The organism is Lentzea sp. CC55 (genome assembly GCF_021056325.1).
GTDB classification, from domain to species: domain Bacteria; phylum Actinomycetota; class Actinomycetes; order Mycobacteriales; family Pseudonocardiaceae; genus Lentzea; species Lentzea jiangxiensis.
This window is the reverse complement of sequence record NZ_JAJCXE010000007.1, coordinates 72,469-90,871: the sequence shown is the minus strand read 5'-3', so window position 1 is coordinate 90,871 and position 18,403 is coordinate 72,469. Positions and strand designations below refer to the sequence as shown.

General features: G+C 69.8%; 14 protein-coding genes. 9 read left to right on the top strand and 5 right to left on the bottom strand.

Going from position 1 to position 18,403, the window contains the following annotated elements:
• Together L6E10_RS04990 and L6E10_RS04985 are read left to right on the top strand one after the other, a co-directional pair.
• A partial coding sequence (locus L6E10_RS04990; protein ID WP_236217216.1) for a DUF2339 domain-containing protein occupies positions 1-1,678 on the top strand: 1,678 nt, incomplete at its 5' end.
• Between the two features lie 226 nt (positions 1,679-1,904).
• Complete coding sequence (locus L6E10_RS04985; RefSeq protein WP_236217214.1) at positions 1,905-2,879, top strand: hypothetical protein; 975 nt, start codon at positions 1,905-1,907, stop codon at positions 2,877-2,879.
• Here the strand turns inward: L6E10_RS04985 and L6E10_RS04980 are convergent.
• On the bottom strand, positions 2,810-4,933 hold the full coding sequence (locus L6E10_RS04980) for an MMPL family transporter (RefSeq protein WP_236217212.1): 2,124 nt from the start codon (positions 4,931-4,933) through the stop codon (positions 2,810-2,812). The genes L6E10_RS04985 and L6E10_RS04980 overlap by 70 nt on opposite strands.
• Positions 4,934-5,047: 114 nt before the next feature.
• Here L6E10_RS04980 and L6E10_RS04975 point away from each other — a divergent pair, with 114 nt between their 5' ends.
• Together L6E10_RS04975 and L6E10_RS04970 are read left to right on the top strand one after the other, a co-directional pair.
• Entirely contained in the window at positions 5,048-5,770 is a 723-nt protein-coding gene (locus L6E10_RS04975) for a TetR/AcrR family transcriptional regulator (RefSeq protein ID WP_236217210.1), read from the top strand.
• A 36-nt stretch (positions 5,771-5,806) separates the two neighbouring features.
• On the top strand, positions 5,807-6,532 hold the full coding sequence (locus L6E10_RS04970; protein WP_236217208.1) for a hypothetical protein: 726 nt from the start codon (positions 5,807-5,809) through the stop codon (positions 6,530-6,532).
• A gap of 21 nt (positions 6,533-6,553) precedes the next feature.
• Here L6E10_RS04970 and leuS read toward each other — a convergent pair whose 3' ends face one another.
• Positions 6,554-9,331 (bottom strand): leucine--tRNA ligase, encoded by a 2,778-nt coding sequence (gene leuS / locus L6E10_RS04965; protein ID WP_236217206.1) that lies wholly within the window; start codon positions 9,329-9,331, stop codon positions 6,554-6,556.
• 249 nt (positions 9,332-9,580) lie between these two features.
• On the opposite strand from leuS, the gene L6E10_RS04960 reads away from it, so the two are divergent.
• Positions 9,581-9,985: an SdpI family protein gene (locus tag L6E10_RS04960; protein ID WP_236217204.1), complete on the top strand. Its 405-nt coding sequence runs from the start codon at positions 9,581-9,583 to the stop codon at positions 9,983-9,985.
• Between the two features lie 29 nt (positions 9,986-10,014).
• Here the strand turns inward: L6E10_RS04960 and L6E10_RS04955 are convergent, their stop codons facing one another.
• On the bottom strand, positions 10,015-10,587 hold the full coding sequence (locus tag L6E10_RS04955) for a YqgE/AlgH family protein (protein WP_236217202.1): 573 nt from the start codon (positions 10,585-10,587) through the stop codon (positions 10,015-10,017).
• 236 nt (positions 10,588-10,823) lie between these two features.
• Between L6E10_RS04955 and L6E10_RS04950 the strand changes: the two genes are divergently transcribed.
• Positions 10,824-12,164: an MFS transporter gene (locus L6E10_RS04950; RefSeq protein ID WP_236217200.1), complete on the top strand. Its 1,341-nt coding sequence runs from the start codon at positions 10,824-10,826 to the stop codon at positions 12,162-12,164.
• Here L6E10_RS04950 and L6E10_RS41145 read toward each other — a convergent pair.
• Positions 12,093-12,347, bottom strand: coding sequence for a LuxR C-terminal-related transcriptional regulator (locus L6E10_RS41145; RefSeq protein ID WP_374235875.1), 255 nt, complete (start codon positions 12,345-12,347; stop codon positions 12,093-12,095). The two genes, L6E10_RS04950 and L6E10_RS41145, sit on opposite strands and share 72 nt — an antisense overlap.
• Positions 12,348-12,432: 85 nt before the next feature.
• A complete protein-coding gene (locus L6E10_RS04945) occupies positions 12,433-13,878 on the bottom strand; it encodes a CCA tRNA nucleotidyltransferase (RefSeq protein ID WP_236217198.1) in 1,446 nt (481 codons plus the stop codon).
• A 42-nt stretch (positions 13,879-13,920) separates the two neighbouring features.
• Here L6E10_RS04945 and L6E10_RS04940 point away from each other — a divergent pair, with 42 nt between their 5' ends.
• The 3 genes from L6E10_RS04940 to murJ are packed head-to-tail and all read left to right on the top strand — an operon-like array spanning position 13,921 to position 18,382.
• On the top strand, positions 13,921-14,439 hold the full coding sequence (locus tag L6E10_RS04940) for an NUDIX hydrolase (protein ID WP_236217196.1): 519 nt from the start codon (positions 13,921-13,923) through the stop codon (positions 14,437-14,439).
• Positions 14,436-16,736 carry a DUF6049 family protein gene (locus L6E10_RS04935; RefSeq protein WP_236217194.1) on the top strand — a complete coding sequence of 767 codons (2,301 nt, stop codon included), beginning with the start codon at positions 14,436-14,438 and terminating at the stop codon, positions 16,734-16,736. The genes L6E10_RS04940 and L6E10_RS04935 overlap by 4 nt, the downstream gene beginning before the upstream one ends.
• A complete protein-coding gene (murJ, locus tag L6E10_RS04930) occupies positions 16,733-18,382 on the top strand; it encodes a murein biosynthesis integral membrane protein MurJ (RefSeq protein WP_236217192.1) in 1,650 nt (549 codons plus the stop codon). The genes L6E10_RS04935 and murJ overlap by 4 nt, the downstream gene beginning before the upstream one ends.
• Positions 18,383-18,403 lie beyond the last annotated feature (21 nt).

Sequence of the window (18,403 nt, the reverse complement as noted above, 5' to 3'; positions counted from 1 at the left end):
GCTGCCGCCGCCTCCCGGCGCCCAGTTCCCGCCGCCCGGCCAGGCGCAGTGGCCGCACCCGCGGCAGCAGCCGTGGCCCACGCCGCCCCGCGAGACGCTGTTCGAGAAGCTCGGCAAGGACGGCGCCGGCGCGAAGCTGCTGGCCTGGGTCGGTGGCGCGATCACCGTGCTCGGCTTCGTCCTGCTGCTGGTCCTCGCGATCCAGCGCGGCTGGCTCGGCCCGATGCCGCGCGTCGTCGGCGGCGCCGTGCTCAGCGGCGCGCTCGTCGGCATCGGCGTGTGGCTGCACCGCAACCCCGCCAACCGCACCGGCGCGATGGCGCTCGCGTTCACCGGTTTCGCAGGTCTCTACCTGGACGTGATCGCCGCTACGAGCCTCTACGGCTACCTGCCCGACGGCGCGGGCCTGGTCGTCGGCCTGGGTGTCGCCGCGGCGGGTGTCGTGCTCGCGCTGCGCTGGAACTCGCAAGCGCTCGCCGTCACCGTCGTCGCAGCGTGCGCCCTGTGCTCGCCGATTTTGACCGAGGGCTTCTCGGTGCTGCTGGTCGCCTTCCTGCTGGTGCTGAAGCTGGCCAGCACGCCCGTGCAGATCCAGCGCAACTGGCCGGGGCTCGCGATCGCCGGCGGCTTCCCCCCGATCATCGCCTCGCTGCTCGCCACCGCGAACGCCATCCCGCGCTCCTACGAGTGGACCGTGGTCGGCGCCGCGGCGGCCACGACCGTCGTCGGCGTCCTGGTCGCGCTCCTCACGATCCGCAAGCGCCCGGACGACGTGGTCGCGATCTCGCTCGTCGCCGGTTCGCCGCTGGCCGCGATGTTCGCGGCGACCCTGCTGGCGGCCCCGGTCGACTCGGTGCTGGTCGGCGCCGTCGCCGCGGTGCTGCTGGCGATCTGGATGGTTCCGGACCTGCCGCGCGCGTTCACGACGGCGGCCGGTGCGACGGGCATGCTCGCGTTGTTCCAGACCACGGTGATCGCGCTCGACGGCAACGTCCGCACGGCGATCGTGCTGGCCGAGGCGGTGCTGCTGGCGTTCCTCGCGGCGCGGCTCGACCGGAAGTTCGCGCTGGTCGGCTCGATCGCGTTCGGCTTCGTCGGGTTCCTCATGACGATCGTGCAGGCCGTGCCGCTCACGTGGCTGGTCGAGGAGCCCCGCTTCTTCAACACCGTCGGGCAGGGCGAGTACGCGGCCGGCCTGCTCACCGCGCTGGTGCTCGGCGTGTTCGCGGCCGCCGTGCCGTGGGCCGCGCTGAAGATGCAGGTGCTGCGCGAGCCGGCGCGCCACCCGCTCCCGTGGGTCCTCGCCGGACTGGTGCTGCTCTACGGCGCGGCGGGTGCGGTGCTCTGCGCGGCGCTGCTCGTGTCGCCGGACGAGACGGGCTTCCTGTTCGGGCACTCGGTGGTCACGGTGTCCTGGACGATCGCCGCGCTGTTCTTGCTGGTCAAGGGCATCAACAACAAGGCGCTGCGGATCTCCGGCCTCATCCTCGTCGCCGCCGCTGTCGTGAAGCTGGTGCTGTTCGACCTCTCCGCGCTCGACGGGATCGCCCGCGTGCTGGCGTTCCTCGGCGCCGGTCTGGTCCTGCTCACCGCCGGTGCCCGTTACGCCAAACTGGTGGCTTCGGCGAGCAATCCTGGGTCATATGAATCCAAACCAGTGGGTCCGCACTCTTACTGAGTGACGACCGTGGCCCGCTCCGCCGTCGCGGGCCACGGTCGTACTACGTCCAGGGATAGATCCCCCTCGACCGAGTGACGCAAGTGGATCGAAAGCACCCGGAAGTGTTCCCATCGGCCGTATGGCAAAGCCACGCCTCGTGGCCGCGGTTCTAGCGCTCTCAGCGGCCTTCGCGGCGATGGGTGTTCACCAAGGGCACGAGTACACGACCACTTCCTCCGCATCGGTGGCACCGCTTGCATACGTGGTGGGCAGGACCGGTCTCGTGCAGGTCGTCGACACCCTCAGCGGTGCCGTTCTGGCGCAGGCCGACACCGGGGGCCGCGCGACGGGTCTCGCCGTGTCGCCAGACGGACGGCGCCTCTACGTGGTCAACGGCTGGACAGGGGCGATCACCGCGGTCGACCCGGTGACGGGACTGGTCCTCGACCGGATCTTCGCCCAGGTCCAGCTCTCGCACGCGGTGATGCGCCCGGACGGCGGGCGGCTGTACGTCTCGGGCAGCGGCGGTGTCGCGGTGGTGGACCCGGCGGACTTCCGGCTGGTCGCGGTGATCAAGGTGGGCGGGCAGCCGCAGGGCCTCGCCGCCCACCCGGACAACAAGGTCCTCTACGTCGCGAACTCGCAGGACGGCACGGTCGGCGTGGTCGACACGGCGACGGCGTCGCAGACGGCCGTGGTGCGGGTCGGCGGGCTGCCGCAGCACCTCGCGCTCTCCCCGGACGGCAGGCGCCTCTACGTGAGCAGCCTGCACCTCGGCGGCTCCACGCCCGGCACGCTGTCGGTGATCGACACGACCACGAACCGGGTCGTCGGCTCGGCGGCCGTCGGCAGGGGAGCGGGCAGCATCGCCGTCACCCCGGACGGCGCCACGGTGTACCTCACGCTGCCGAAGGAGCGCTCGGTCCTGGTGGTCGACGCGGCGAGCACGACCGTGCGCGAACGTTTGCCCATCGACTCGCCGAGCGTCGCCATCGCACCGGGTGACGCGCGGGTCTTCCTCGCGACCGGCACGACGGCGACGGTGCTGGACAGCACGAACGCGGTCCTGGCGACCTACTCGATGAGGCCGCGGGAGCTGGAGGCGAGGCCGCGCCGGTTCGACGCGGCCCTGGTCGCCGTCGCGCCCGCTCAGCCGACGGCGACGGGCTTGCGCACCTCGTCGTCGAGGTCGTCGTCCCGGTCCACCGGCTCGTCGTGAAGCGCGAGGCGTTCCTGGATCCGCTTGAGCGGGCCGGGTGACCACCACGCGGCGTTGCCGAGCAGCTTGAGCACGGCCGGCACGAGCAGCATCCGGACGACGGTGGCGTCGAGCGCCAGCGCGAGGATCATGCCGACGCCGACGAACCGCATCATCGCGACCTGCGAGAACGCGAACGCGCCGGTCACCACGATCAGCAGCAGCGCGGCCGAGGTGATCACGCGGCCGGTCTTGGCGAGGCCGGTCGTCACCGCCTCCTCGGTCGTCGCGCCCTGGCTGCGGGCCTCGACCATCCGGGAGAGCAGGAAGACCTCGTAGTCCGTCGACAGGCCGAACACGATGGCCGCCATCAGCACCACGATGCCGGACTCGAGCGGCCCCGGCGTGACGCCGAGCAGGCCGGCGCCGTGGCCGTTCTGGAACACCCAGACCAGCACGCCGAAGGTCGCCGACAGCGACAACGCGCTCATGACCACGGCCTTGACCGGCAGCACGACCGAACCGAACGCCAGGAACATCAAGATCAGCGTCGCGCCGACCAGCAGCGCGATCATCAGCGGCAGGCCGTCCGCGATGGCGTCGAGCGAGTCGCTGACCGTGGCGGTGTTGCCGCCGACCAGCACCTCGGCGCCGGCGGGCGGTTCCAGTGCCCGGACGTCCTCGAGCGCCTGCTTGGACTGCTCGCTCAGCGCGTCGCCCTCCAGCCCGGCGGACGCGGCCGTGACGCCCTTGTCCGAACCGGTCGGCTGGACGTCGCCGATGCCGGGGACGTCGGCCACCTCGCCGAGGAAGCCCTGCACCGCGGCCTGGTCGCCACCCTTGACGACGATCTTGAAGCCGGTGGCGGACAGCGCCGAGAAGTTCTGGTTGATGTTCTCGGTGGCCACGCGCACGGCGTTGCCCTCGGGCAGCACCTTCTCGGTGACCTGGCCGAACTGCACGTTCAGGAACGGCGAGCCGAGCGCGACGAGCACACCGATGATCGGCAGGGCGATCAGCACGGGACGCTTCATGACCGCGCCGCTGAGCTTGCGCCAGCCGCGTTCGCTCGGCTCCTTCTTGCGCCACGGCATGGCGAGCTTGTCGACCCGCTTGCCGAGGACGCCCAGCAGCGCGGGCAGCAACGTGATCGAGACCAGCGCCGCGATCGCGACCGAGGCCACGCCGCCGTACGCGAGGGACTTCAGGAAGCCGTGCGGGAAGAGCAGCAGCCCGGCCAGCGCGATGACCAGCAGCGTCGCGCTGAACACGACGGTGCGGCCGGCGGACGCGACCGTGCGGCCCACCGCCTGTTCGGTCGTGCGGCCCTGGGCGAGCTCTTCGCGGAACCGGCCGACCATGAACAGGCCGTAGTCGATCGCCATGCCCAGGCCGAGCAGCGACGCGACGTTGACCGCGAACGAGTTGACCTCGGCGAACAGCGCGATGCCGTGCAGCACGCCGAGCGCGCCCATGATCGCGAGACCACCGACGACGACCGGCAGGCTGGCCGCGACCAGACCGCCGAAGATGACCACGAGCAGGAGCAGGACCAGCGGCAGCGAGAACATCTCCGCGCGCGTCAGGTCCTCCTGCGACATGTCGTTGATGGCCTTCTGGGTCGGCACGAGCCCACCGACCTGCTGGGTGAAGCCGTCGATCGGGAGCTGCTTCTCGACGTCCTCGAACTGCTTGATCTGCTCGTTCGAGTCACCGCTGCTCAGCGTGATGGCGACCAGCGCCTGCCGCTTGTCGTCCGACGGCACCGGCCCGACGGTCTTGAGGACGTCGTCCTTCGGGAAACCGCTGATGTGGTCGGCGATCTTCTTGAGCTCGATCGGGTTCGCGAAATCGCCGCGATAAATGACGATCACATCACCGTTCTGCCGCCCGAACGCCTCCTCGGCTACCTTGTCGGCCCGCGCCGCCTCACTGGAAGGAGCCTCGTACCCACCCTGGCTGAGCTTGTCGAACACGCCGATGCCCCACACACCGCCGACGACCGCGAGCAGCACGGTCGCGATCAACACCACCCACCGGCGGCGATATGCGGTAGCGCCCCACTTCGCGAACATCGACGACGGCCTCCTGGGTTACCGTTCTGCGAATCCCGAGAAACTCTTGTAAACACCGTTCACCGAAAACCGTACGGGGCCGTGGACAGGGTCTACAACCCGATGGAGTGACATATGACCGAGGCCACTCGCCGAGAACGACTCCGCGCCGAGACCGAGCGTGAGATTCGGCAGGCGGCCCGCGCCCTATTGGTGGAGAGCGGCCGCGACGCGGTTACCCTGCGTGCGATTGCACGCAAACTCGGCATCACCGCCCCCGCGCTCTACCGCTACTACGACTCGCACGACGCACTGCTGCGTCAGCTCTGCGACGACATCTGCGCCGACATGGCCACGGCCCTCCACACGGACCTGGCAGCGGAGACGTCAGGGCAGGTCGGGTGCAAGGTGAGAACCGTCTGCCACGCCTTCCGCCGCTGGGCACTGGTCCACCCGCAGGAGTTCGCGCTGGTCTTCGCCTCCCCGCGCGACCCGCTGGGCGCCGACCAGTTCGGCTCGGTGTTCCTGCAGCTAGCCGGGCCGCTGATCGCGTCCAACCAGACGGCGGACCACGCGGAGGAGGAGGTACCCGCGGTGCTGCACGAGGACCTGGTGAGGTTCCAGCAGGTGCTGCGGGACGCGGTGGCCGAGCACGGCGTGACGCTGGCCGACGAGGTCCTGAACCTGGGCAAGATCTACCACGTCGTGCAGTCGTGGGTGCGGCTCTACGGGCACGTGGCGCTGGAGGTGTTCGGGCGGTTCCCGTTCGCGGTGAGCAACCCGGAGCCGATGTTCGACAGCATGCTCGACCAGATGTTGACGGACATCGGGTTCGAGGAGGACTCGGCGGTGCGCTGATGTAGCGCCGGCCGGGCGTTCGGCGACATACGACCCGTGGTCGACGCCAACAACTCCGCGGTTCCCGCCGAACTGCCCGCCGCTCCCGAAGAACCGGTCTCGTCGGGTGGCCCCGGCCAGGCAGTCCTCGACCTGCTGGACAAGGCCATCGGACTGCAGACACCGCTGGTGCGCAAGAACATCGCCCGCGCACGCCAGCGCAACCCGGAGGCCACCCCGGCGGAGGTCATCGGCACGCTGGAGAAGATGTACGTCAGTGCTCTGACCAGCTCGGGCGCCGCGGTCGGGGGAGCTGCGGCCGCGCCCGGCGTCGGCACCGGGATCTCGCTGGCGCTGTCAGCGGGTGAGGCGCTCTCCTCGCTCGAGCTGAGCGCCCTGTACGTTCTCTCGCTCGCCGAGATCCACGGAGTCCCGCTCGACGAGGTCGAACGCCGCCGGACCCTCGTGCTGGGAGTCCTGCTCGGCGAGTCGAGCTCCAAGACCATCGGCAAGGTCGCCGAGCGCACCGGTCAACACTGGGCCCGCCAGCTGGTCAGCGCGGTTCCCGCGAAGACGTTGACGCAGATCAACAAGGTCCTGGGCAGGAACTTCATCACCAAGTACGGCACCAAGCAGGGGATCGTCGTGCTCGGCAGGGCGGTCCCGTTCGGCATCGGCGCGCTGATCGGCGGCGCCGCCAACGCCACCATGGCCGCTCTCGCCGTCAAAACCGCCCGGCGTGCCTTCGGCCCGGCTCCGGAGGAGTGGCCGGCGCAGCCGTAGCCGCGCCGACCCCTCCCGGTGCTACAGAACGATGTTCACCAGGCGGCCGGGGACGACGATGACCTTGCGCGGTTCGCCGCCGGCGACCAGCTCGGCGATCTTGTCCTCGGCCAGTGCCGCGGCCTTGATCTCGTCCTGCGACGCGGACGCCGACACGACGACCCGCGAGCGGACCTTGCCGTTGACCTGGATCGGGTACTCGACGGTGTCCTCGACCAGGTACTTCTCGTCGGCGGCGGGGAACGGGCCGTGGGCCAGCGTGCCCTCGTTGCCCAGCTTCGCCCACAGCTCCTCGGCCACGTGCGGGGCCTGCGGGGCCAGCATCAGGACCAGGGGCTCGGCCAGCGCGCGGGGCGTGCCGCCGGGGTAGTGCTTGGTGACGTAGTTGTTCAGCTCGATCAGCTTCGCGCCCGCCGTGTTGTAGCGCAGGTTCGCGTAGTCGTCGTGCACGCCGGCGATCGTCTTGTGCAGCAGGCGCAGCGCTTCGACCGAGGGCTCTTCGGAGGTCACGCGCAGGGAGCCGTCGGTCTCGTCGACCAGGTTGCGCCACAGGCGCTGCAGGAAGCGTTGTGCGCCGACGACGTCCTTGGTGGCCCACGGGCGTGACACGTCCATGGGGCCCATGGACATCTCGTAGAACCGGAAGGTGTCGGCGCCGTACCGCTCGCACATCTCGTCGGGCGTGACGACGTTCTTCAGGCTCTTGCCCATCTTCCCGTACTCGCGGTGCACCACTTCGCCGTTGTACAGGTACTTGCCGTCCGCCTCGACGACCTCGTCTGCGGGCACGGGGGTGCCCCGGTCGTCGCGGTACGCGTACGCCTGGATGTAGCCCTGGTTGAACAGGCGGCGGTACGGCTCGTCGCCGGTCAGGTGGCCCAGGTCGAACAGGACCTTCTGCCAGAAGCGCGAGTACAGCAGGTGCAGGACGGCGTGCTCGACGCCACCGATGTACAGGTCGACGCCGCCGGGGTCGGTCGGGCCGTGCTCGGCCGTGCGCGGGCCCAGCCAGTACTTCTCGTTCTCCGGGTTGACGAACCGCTCGGTCTCGACCGGGTCGACGTAGCGCAGCTGGTACCAGCACGAACCCGCCCAGTTCGGCATGGTGTTCGTGTCGCGGCGGTAGGTCTTCGGGCCGTCGCCCAGGTCCAGCTCGACCGTCGTCCAGTCCGTGGCGCGCGACAGCGGCGGCGACGGCTCGGTGTCCGCGTCCTCCGGGTCGAAGGTGCGCGGCGAGTAGTCGTCGACGTCGGGCAGCTCGATCGGCAGCATCGACTCGGGCAGCGCGATCGCGGTGCCGTTCTCGTCGTAGACGACCGGGAACGGTTCGCCCCAGTAGCGCTGGCGGCTGAACAGCCAGTCGCGCAGCTTGAACTGGACGGTGCCGTGGCCGTGGCCGTTCTCCTCCAGCCACCCGATGATCGTCTTCTTGGCGTCGTCGATCGCCATGCCGTCCAGGAACCCGCTGTTGATGGCGGGCCCGTCACCGGTGTACGCCTCGCCCTCGAAGCCCTCGGACGGCTGCACGGTGCGGACGATGGGCAGGTCGAACTTCTTCGCGAAGTCCCAGTCGCGCTGGTCCTGGCCGGGGACGGCCATGATCGCGCCGGTGCCGTAGCCCATCAGCACGTAGTCGGCGATGTAGACGGGGATTTCCTTGCCGTTCACCGGGTTCGTGGCGTACGCCCCGATGAAGACGCCGGTCTTCTCCTTGTTCTCCTGACGGTCCAGTTCGGACTTCAGGGACGCTGCGCGCCGGTACGCGGCGATGTCTGCCACGCGATCGGGCGCCGCAATCTGGTCGACCAGTTCGTGTTCCGGTGCCAGGACCATGTAGGTCGCGCCGAACAGCGTGTCCGGCCGGGTCGTGAAGACCTCAATGTTCTCGCTTCCCACCGCAAATCGGACTCGGGCGCCGTGCGAGCGCCCGATCCAGTTGCGCTGCATGGCTTTGACCTTGTCGGGCCAGTCCAGCCGGTCCAGGTCGTCGATCAGCCGGTCCGAGTACGCGGTGATGCGCATCATCCACTGGCGCAGGTTCTTCCTGAACACGGGGAAGTTGCCACGTTCACTGCGACCGTCCGCGGTGACCTCTTCGTTCGCCAGCACAGTACCCAGTCCGGGACACCAGTTGACGGGCGCCTCCGACATGTAGGCCAGGCGGAAATCGCCCAAGATCCTTTGCTGGTCGGCAAAAGACAGCTCAGACCACGTGTGGCCGCCCGGGACGTCCCGCTCGCCAGACTCGAACTGCGAGATCAGCTCGGCGATCGGACGGGCGCGCTTCGCGTCCGCGTCGTACCAGGAGTTGAAGATCTGCAGGAAGATCCACTGGGTCCACTTGTAGTACTCGGGGTCGATCGTCGAGATGCGGCGGCGCTCGTCGTGGCCCAGCCCCAGCCTGCGGATCTGGCGCAGGTAGGTGTTGATGTTGTCTTCGGTGGTCTTGCGCGGGTGCTGGCCGGTCTGCACCGCGTACTGCTCGGCGGGCAGGCCGAACGCGTCGAAACCCATGGTGTGCAGCACGTTGCGGCCGTTCATGCGGTGGTACCGCGCGAACACGTCCGTGCCGATGAAGCCCAGCGGGTGGCCGACGTGCAGGCCGGCGCCGCTCGGGTAGGGGAACATGTCCTGCACGAACAGCTTGTCCGCGGGCACGTCACCCTGGAGCGCCCCGACGGGGTTGGGCGCGTGGTAGGTGCCGTGGTCCTCCCAGTACTGCTGCCACCGCTGCTCGATCTGGTTCGCCAGTTCGGCGGTGTAGCGGAAGGCGGGGATCTCCGCCGCGTCCGTGCTCATCTCAACGTCCCTCTCACATCGATCCTGCCCCTGACATGACGAAACCCCCCAGCCCAGACGGGCATGGAGGGTGGCCGCGCCGACCGTCTTCCGATCAGGTCGTCGCGGCTAGATAAGGAGCAGGCGGGCCGTGCTCATGCCGTCAACGGTATCAGCGCAGCGCAAGCACGATGAACCGGGCGGTGGCCTGAGGCACACCCGGGTGGGGTGAGGTCGTGGCGGACCCGGGCCCCGGCTTACCCTCAGGGGGTGAACATCGTGCTGTCGGTCGTCCTGGGTGTGCTCGGCGTCGCTCTCGGCGCGGTCGGTCTGCTGGGTCTGCAGGGCAAGCTGCGCCGCAACCGCTTCGTCGGCGTGCGCACGGCCGCCGCGCTGCGCGACGAGGAGACGTTCGCACTGGCCAACCGCGTCGCCGGCGTTCCCAACGTCGCCGCGGGCGTGGTGGCGATCGTGTCGGGTGCCATGGCGTTCGTCATGGCGGACCTGGCCATTACCGCCGGGGTCATCGGGCTGGTGGGTGCGCTCACGATCGCGTTCGCCGGCGGGATCGTCGGAAGCCGCGCGGCCGAGGCGCTGCCGGAGCCGGTCAAGCCCAAGGGCTGCGGTGGCTGCGCCTGCGGTGGCGGCGGTTGCTCGCCCCTGGCCGGGCTGTAGTCCCACGTTTCACGTGAATCAGTCCTGACTCAGTTCTCGCGGACGTCCTTCGGGTACGTCGACAGCAGTGCCAGCGGCATGCCCTGGCGGCGCAGCACGCGGCCCCACAGGTCGACGTTCGCGCCCACGAGCACGTCATCGGCCAGTCCGGTCACGACGATCCAGTCGCCGCGCTCGATCTCACCCTCGAGCTGCCCCTCGCCCCAGCCGCTGTAGCCCGCGAACACCCGCAGGCCGCGCACCAGCGGCATCAGGTCGTCCGGCTCGGCGTCGAGGTCGACCAGCGCCACCGGGCCCTGCACGGCGACCAGGCCCTCGACGGTGGCGGGGTCGGTGCCGGCCTTCAGGGCGGCGAGGCACAGCGCCGTCTTCTGCTCCACCGGTCCGCCGATGTAGATGCACCGCGGCTTCGTGACGTGCGAACCCCACGGCGGCAGCACGTCGTGCACAGCCACCTCGGACGGACGGTTCAGCACCACCCCGAGGGACCCCTCGGGGCGTTGATCGATGACGTAGACGACGGTGCGCTTGAAGTTCGGGTCGTTCAGGCTCGGAGCGGCAACCAACAGGGAGCCTGGCTCGACTTCGGCATCGGGACGCACGTCACCATGAAATCACTCGTGATCGCCGGAACAACTCAGGCCCGCGTCCCGTTAGACTGAGGTGTCGGATGTCTTTGTGTCCCCCGGGCTCAACAGACAACCGCCTTCGCGGAATACCGTTCGGCTGGAGCCGCGTAGTGCATCGCGCCGTGAGGCGACCTGGCATCCGATCCAGGGGAGCCGGACCGTGAGGTCCGGCTTTCGTGGTTTCACCCCAACGCGCATACAGTGCAAGTGTGACAACGCTTGCGGTGGATAAGCACCACTGGGGATCACGCCGGCTCCTCGGCATCCCCGCCTACCGCAGGCTCCTCGCCACCCGGCTCGCCTCGCAGTGGGGTGACGGGCTCTTCCAGGCCGGGCTCGCCGGTGCCGTGCTCTTCAACCCCGAGCGGCAGGCCGACCCCGCGGCGATCGCGGCCGGGTTCGCGGTGCTGCTGCTGCCGTACTCGCTGATCGGGCCCTTCACCGGGGCGCTGCTCGACAGGTGGGACCGCAAGAAGGTCATCGTCGTGGCCAACGTCACGAGGGCCGTGTTCGTGCTGCTCACGGCGGCGGCGGTCAGCGCGGGGCTGAGCGGCCTCCCCCTCTACGTCTCCGCGCTCGTGGTCATGGGCATAGGGCGGTTCGTCGGCTCCGGGCTGAGCGCCTCGTTGCCGCACGTCGTCGACGAGGACCACCTGGTCGAGGCGAACGCGCTGGCCACGACGGCCGGAGCGGTCATGGCCGTGATCGGCGCCGCCAGCGCCATCGGGTTCCGCACGCTGCTCGGCGCGGGGGACGGCGGTTCGGCGTGGACCACGAGCATCGCCGTGGCCGGGTTGCTGCTCAGCGCGTTCATCGCCAGCCGGTTCAAGGCGGGCGTGCTCGGGCCGGACGAGGTCGACGAGCCGCACAACGCGGTCACGGCCGTCGCCCGCGGTCTGCTGGACGGCGCGAAGGCGACCTGGCGCACGCCGAGCGTCACGGCCGGGCTGGCCGCGTTGCTCGCGCACCGGGCGGCGTTCGGCATCAGCCTCATGATCACGCTGCTGCTGATGCGCTACACCCTGGAAGACGTCGGCATCCTCAAGGCCGGCATCGGCGGGCTCGGCGAGGTCGCGGTGGCGGGCGGCGCCGGTGTGCTGCTCGCCGGGGTCCTGACCGACCGGATCGTCGACAGGTTCGGCGTCAAGCGCACGATCTGCGGCGCGTTGCTGCTCACGTCCGCCGCCCAGGTCGGGCTCGGGCTGCCGATGACGCTCGTGACCGTCCTGCTGGCCAGCTTCGTCATCATCTTCGCTGGTCAGGTCGTCAAGCTCTGCGTGGACACCGCGGTGCAGCACGACGTCGGCGACGAGGTGCGCGGGCGCGTGTTCGCGCTCTACGACACCCTCTTCAACATTGCGCAGGTCACCGCGGTGTCGATCACGGCGACGGTGGTCCCCCTGGACGGGCGCTCGCCCGCCCTCATCCTCGTCGCCGCTAGCCTCTACCTGGTCGGACTGGGCGCCTACCTGCTGCTGTCAGCGCGGAAACGGCAGGTGCAACATGCCGGCCTCGTGCGCGAAGACGACAGCAGCCACTCGATCGGGTAGACCGAGGCGCTGGAGGATGTCCGCGACCTCGTCCACCACCCTCTGCAGGCCGAGGCCGAGCACGCGTGCGATCTCGTGGTCGGCGTGACCCCGGGCGAGGCACCTCAGCACGGCCCGCTGGTCATCGGTCAGCACGTCCAGGTCATACACCGCCGGACCTGCGAAAAGTCCTCGTGAAGACATCTGCACCACCCCCATGCGCTCCCTGACGCACTACTCATGGTGCATCCCCGCGCTGACAGTTCGCTAACGCGGGGATTTCATCCGTTCACGATGAGTTACGGGTGGGAGGGGTGATCCCCTGCTCACGGGCCCAGTCGAGCAGGGCGGCCTCGGCTTCGTCGCGGTCCAGCGGCCCGCGGTCGAGGCGGAGCTCCTTGAGGTACTTCCACGCGGCACCGACCTCGCGGCCCGGCGGCAGGCCGAGCAGCTTCATGATCTCGTTGCCGTCGAGGTCCGGGCGCACGCGCGCGAGGTCCTCCTCGGCCGCGATGTGCGCGATTCGCTCTTCGAGAGAGTCGTACGTCCGGCGCAGCAGGTTCGCCTTGCGCTTGTTCCGCGTCGTGCAGTCGGCACGGACGAGCTTGTGCAACCGCGTCAGCAGGTCACCGGCGTCCGTGACGTACCGGCGCACCGCCGAGTCGGTCCACTCGCCGTTGCCGTAGCCGTGGAAGCGCAGGTGGAGGTAGACGAGCTTGGCGACGTCCTCGGTGATCTCCTTCGAGTACCGCAACGCCCGCAAACGCTTGCGGACCATCTTCGCGCCCACGACCTCGTGGTGGTGGAACGAGACGCCGCCGCCGGGCTCGAACCTGCGGGTCGGCGGCTTGCCGATGTCGTGCAGCAACGCGGCGATCCGCAGCACCAGATCGGGTGACTGATCATCATCTTCGAGATCGATCGCTTGCTCGAGGACAACCAGGGAGTGGTCGAAGACGTCCTTGTGCTGATGATGTTCGTCGATTTCCAGCTTCATGGCCGTGAGCTCGGGCAGCACGACGTCGGCCAGCCCGGTCTCGACCATGAGCTCGATGCCGCGGCGCGGGTAGGCGCCGCACAGGAGCTTCGAGAGCTCCACCTGCACGCGCTCCGGCGTGATGCGGGTGAGCTGGCCTGCCATCGACCGCATCGCCTCGACCACCCTCGGCGCCGCCGTGAAGCCGAGCTGGGAGACGAACCTGGCCGCGCGCAGCATGCGCAGCGGGTCGTCGCCGAACGACTCCTGCGGGGTCGCCGGCGTGTCCAGCACGCCGTCACGGGCCGCCTGGAGGCCACCGGTCGGGTCCACGAACTCGCGGGCCGCGATGTCGAACGCCATCGCGTTGACCGTGAAGTCGCGCCGGAGGAGGTCGCCGTCGATCGAGTCGCCGAACGTGACCTCGGGGTTGCGGGTCACGCCGTCGTAGACGTCCGCGCGGAACGTCGTGATCTCGATGATCTCGCCCTTCTTGGACGCCCCGACCGTGCCGAACGCGATGCCGGTGTCCCACTGCGCGTCCGCCCAGCCGCTCAGCAGCCGCTGGATCTCGGCCGGACGCGCGTCCGTGGTGAAGTCGAAGTCGTTCGTCGGGCGTTCCAGCACGGCGTCGCGCACACTTCCACCCACGAGGTAGAGGCGCTTGCCGCCGGCGGTGAACCGAGCGGCGAGCTCAGCGACGACTGGTGTGATGGTGGGCTGTTCCACCACCGCATTCTGCTGGAGCGATCGAGACACGGGAAACCAGCGTACTTAAGGTTCGTAAGTACGATCGGCCGTATGCCCTCGTCAGCAGCGCGATCCGGAGGAAGCCCCCAGCCGGGGCGCCGGAAGAGGCGACGGGGCAGGCGGCTCAGGACGGTCGACGAGACGTCGGCGGGTGGCCTGGTGCTCGACGGCGAGCAGCGGGCCGCGGTGATCGGCAGACTTGACCGGCGGGGCCGGTTGCTGTGGTCTTTGCCCAAAGGTCACATCGAGGCCGGTGAGACCGCGGAGCAGACCGCGGTGCGCGAGGTCGCCGAGGAGACCGGTATTCATAGCAGGGTGCTGCGCCCGTTGGGGTCGATCGACTACTGGTTCGTCGCGGACGACCGCCGGGTGCACAAGACGGTTCACCACTTCCTCCTCGAAGCGACGGGGGGAGAGCTTTCCGACGAAGACGTGGAGGTCACCGAGGTGGCGTGGGTGCCACTCGGCGAACTGGACGAGCGACTCGCGTACGCCGACGAGCGCCGCCTGGTCCGCCGAGCCGCCGAACTGCTCTCCGACCGCTGCCGGAACGGGGCGGAGTCGGCGTGAGCCTGAGGAAGTTCGTCTGCACAGCCGCTGTCGCCGCCTTCCTGGTGATCACAGCGCCGCCCGCGGGCGCCGTCGAGCAGTCGCAACCGGACGGGATCGACGCGCTGCCGTTCATGCCGGAGCCCGCCACCCAGGTGTGGGCGACGAGATCGCTCTCCGCCCAGCCCGGCCAGCCGCAGCCGCAGTTCCTGCGGCTCGACATCGACCAGCTCACGCCCCGGTTCGTCACCGGCGACTCCCCGGCGACCGTCAAGATCACCGGCAAGATCGTCAACGTCGGCGACCGCAAGGTCTCCGACATCGTGCTGCGCCTGGAGCGCGGCGAGCCGCTCGAGTCCGAGGACGACCTGCGCAAGGCGTTGCGGGAGCCCGCGGCCGCCGAGGCGGTGCAGCCCAAGTTCACCCAGATCGCCCCCGAGCTCGAGTCCGGTCAGCAGAAGGACTTCGCGCTCGAGGTGCCGCTGCGGGGCACGGAGCCGACGTCGCTCGAGGTCGAGCGACCGGGCATCTACCCGATCCTCGCGAACGTCAACGGCAGGCCGGACTACGGCGGCCAGGCGCGGCTCGCGGCGCTGTCGACGCTGCTGCCCGTGCTCGGGGTGCCCGGTGGCGAGACCAAGGGCAAGCCGGGCGCCGGAGCCAAGGTCACGGTCCTGTGGCCGATCGCGGACCGCCCCCGGCTGGTCCGGCTCGGTGGTGAGGGCCGGTCCGAGCTGGTCGACGACGAGCTCGCCGCGTCGCTCTCGGTCAACGGCCGGCTGTACGGCCTGTTGCAGGCCTACGAGCAGGCCATCGCGTCGATGAGCACCGCGATGTGCGTGGCCATCGACCCGGACCTGCTGCGCACCGTCCAGGCGATGAGCACCGGGTACACGGTGCGCGGCGGCGCTGAGGGCAAGGGCAGGGTCGAGGCCAAGCTGTGGCTCGACCGGCTCAAGCTCGCCGTCACCGGCCGCTGCGTCCTGGCCCTGCCGTACGCCGACGCCGACCTCGTGGCGCTCAACAGGGCGAAGCTCAGCACGATGCGCGCGCTCGCGGTGAGCGACGGCCCCAAGCTCATCCAGGACGTCCTGTCCGTGCGGCCGCTGCCGAACCTGGCGTGGCCCGAGGACGGCGTGCTGGACCAGTCGACGTTCGACGAGCTGGTCACGCCGCTGCCGGACAGGCCCGACACGGGCGTGAAGTCGCTGCTGCTCGACCCGACCGGTCTCGCGGACGCCCCGGGAACGGCCCCCGTGGGCATCGGCGGCAAGAACCCGGTGACCGCGGTGAAGATCGACTCGATGGTCTCGGACGCCCTGCAGGGCAGCGACTCCCGGCCGCGCACGCTGTCCGGCGTCGCCGCACCGGTCGAGAGCCAGCCGGTGTCGGTGCAGAACGCGCTCGCCGTCCTGGTGTTCCGCGCCGGGTGGCAGGGCGACGGCCGCAACGTGCTGGTCGCACCGCCGCGCCGCTGGCACGCGCCGCTGGCGGAGATGACCGAGTTCCTGACCGCCGCGCAGAAGCTGCTGGCCGGTGGCTACGCGACCCAGACCGGGCTCGAGGAGCTCACCACGGCCACGCCGTCGGTGACCACCGCCAAGGTGGCGTACCCGCCGGAGGCCGGTGCGCGGGAGATCTCGCCGGTCATCACGAACTCCGTGACGAACCAGAGCGTGGAGCTCAACGGCCTGGTCGCGGCCATGCAGCAGGAGGACAGCGCCCACGCGTCACCGGCCGACCTGGCCGGCCCGCTGTGGCTCGGCCTGCTGCGCGTGATGTCCGGCGCCTGGCGGCAGAACGAGGAGGGCGCGCGGTCCGCGGCCGTCATCAGCCAGGGCGAGATCGACGCGCTGACCGGCATGGTCGGCGTGACGCAGCCCAACAGCCCGATCCTGCTCGGCTCCGGCGACAGCCCGATCCCGGTCACCATCACCAACAAGCTCGACGTCCGCGTGACCGTGCGGATCAACCTCGCCGACACCCCCGGCATCCGCAAGCTCGACCTCGCCGACCAGGTGCTCCCCGCCCGCGGCGAGCGCGTCGTGCGGGTCCCGGTCGAGGTGCTGCGCTCCGGCCGGTTCCCGGTCACCGTCCGGCTGACCACTCCGGAGGGCGTCCCGCTGGGGGACACTGTCAAGCTGGAGGTGTCGTCGTCCGCCTACGGCACCATCACGGTGATCGTCACCGTGATCGCCGGGATCGCGCTCGTCCTGCTCTCGGGACGGCGCATCTACAAGCGGGTCCGTGCTCGCAACGGCGAGAACGGCGGCGCACCGTCCATCGAGAACGTCACACCGGAGAAGTCGAGCGCGTGAGCGAGACAGCCACGACCACCGAACCAGAACAGCACAAGCAGGCACCGTCGGTCGCCAGGGCCAGCGGCTCGATGGCGATCGCGACGATCGTCAGCCGAGCCACCGGCCTGCTGTCGAAGGTGCTGCTGATCGCGGTGATCGGCGCCGAGACGCTCGGCGACTCGTACCAGGCGGCGTCGACGCTGCCGACCATGATCAACGAGCTGCTCCTCGGCGGCGTGCTGACCAGCGTGGCGATCCCGCTGCTGGTCCGCGCCGAGAAGGAGGACGGCGACGGCGGCGAGTCGTACGCCCAGTGGCTCATCTCCATGGGCACGCTGATCCTCGGCGTCGGCACGGTCGTGGCCATGGCCTGCGCGCCGCTGCTCACGAAGATCTACATCTCCGACTCGGAGAACGCGAACCCCGAGCTCGTCACGGCGTTCGCCTACCTGGTCCTGCCGGGCATCGTCTTCTACGGCCTGACGGCGCTGCTCAGCGCCGTGCTGAACGCACGGCACGTGTTCGGCATCCCGACCTGGGCGCCGGTGCTCAACAACGTCGTCGTGATCGTCGTGCTGGGCGTCTACGCGATGCTGCCGGGGGAGATCACGCTCAACCCGGTCCGCATGACCGACACGCACCTGCTGGTGCTCGGTCTCGGCACCGCGCTCGGCGTGCTGGTGCAGGCGTCGGTGCTGTTCCCGGCGCTGAAGAAGACCGGCTTCAAGTTCAAGTGGCGGTTCGGCTGGGACTCGCGCCTGTCGGAGTTCGGCAGCCTGGCGTTCTGGGTGCTGCTCTACGTCGGTCTCGGCCTGGCCAGCATGACCGTGCTGACGAAGGTCGCGACCAGCGCCGCCGGCACGCTGACCGCGTTCAACTACCAGTGGCTGATCGCGCAGGTGCCCTACGGCGTCCTCGGCGTCTCGCTGCTGACGGCGCTGATGCCGAAGATGAGCCGGGCGGCCGCGCACGACGACAACGAGTCGATCGTCCGCGACCTGCTGTTCGGCAACCGCATGTCGGCGATCCTGCTGATGCCGTTCAGCGCGCTGATGACGGCCTCCGGCCTCGCGATCGGTCTCGCCGTCTTCGCACTGGGCGCCTCGGGCGTCACCGGTGGCACGAGGATCGGTCTCGCGCTCGCGCTCTCGGCGTTCGGACTGGTGCCGTACGCGATCACGCTGCTGCAGCTGCGGGTCTTCTACGCGATGAAGGACGCCCGCACGCCGACGGTCATCCAGGCGATGATCGTCGCGGTGCGCATCGGGCTGCTGTTCCTCTTCCGCGAGGTGGCCGCGCCCGGCGACGCCGAGCAGCTCGCCGTCGGTGTGTCGCTCGCCATGTCGCTGAGCTTCGTCTTCGGCGCCGTCGTCGGCCAGGTGTGGCTGCGGATCCGCCTCGGCCGGCTGCGCACCGGCTTCACGATCTGGACCGTCTGCCTCACCGTCGTGGCCTCGTCGCTCGCGTTCGGTGTCGCGAAGGGGCTGAACTGGCTGGTGCAGGACCTGGTCGGCTTCTCGAGCGTGATCGCGTCGAGCTGGGTCGAGGTCGCTCTGGTGACGCTGGTCGGCCTGCCGCTCTCGTACGGCCTGCTGGCGGCGTTCCGGGTGCCCGAGATGCAGCCGGCGATCGCCAAGATCAACCGTTTGGTGCGGCGCCGATGACTCCAGGCCGTGACCGCCTTC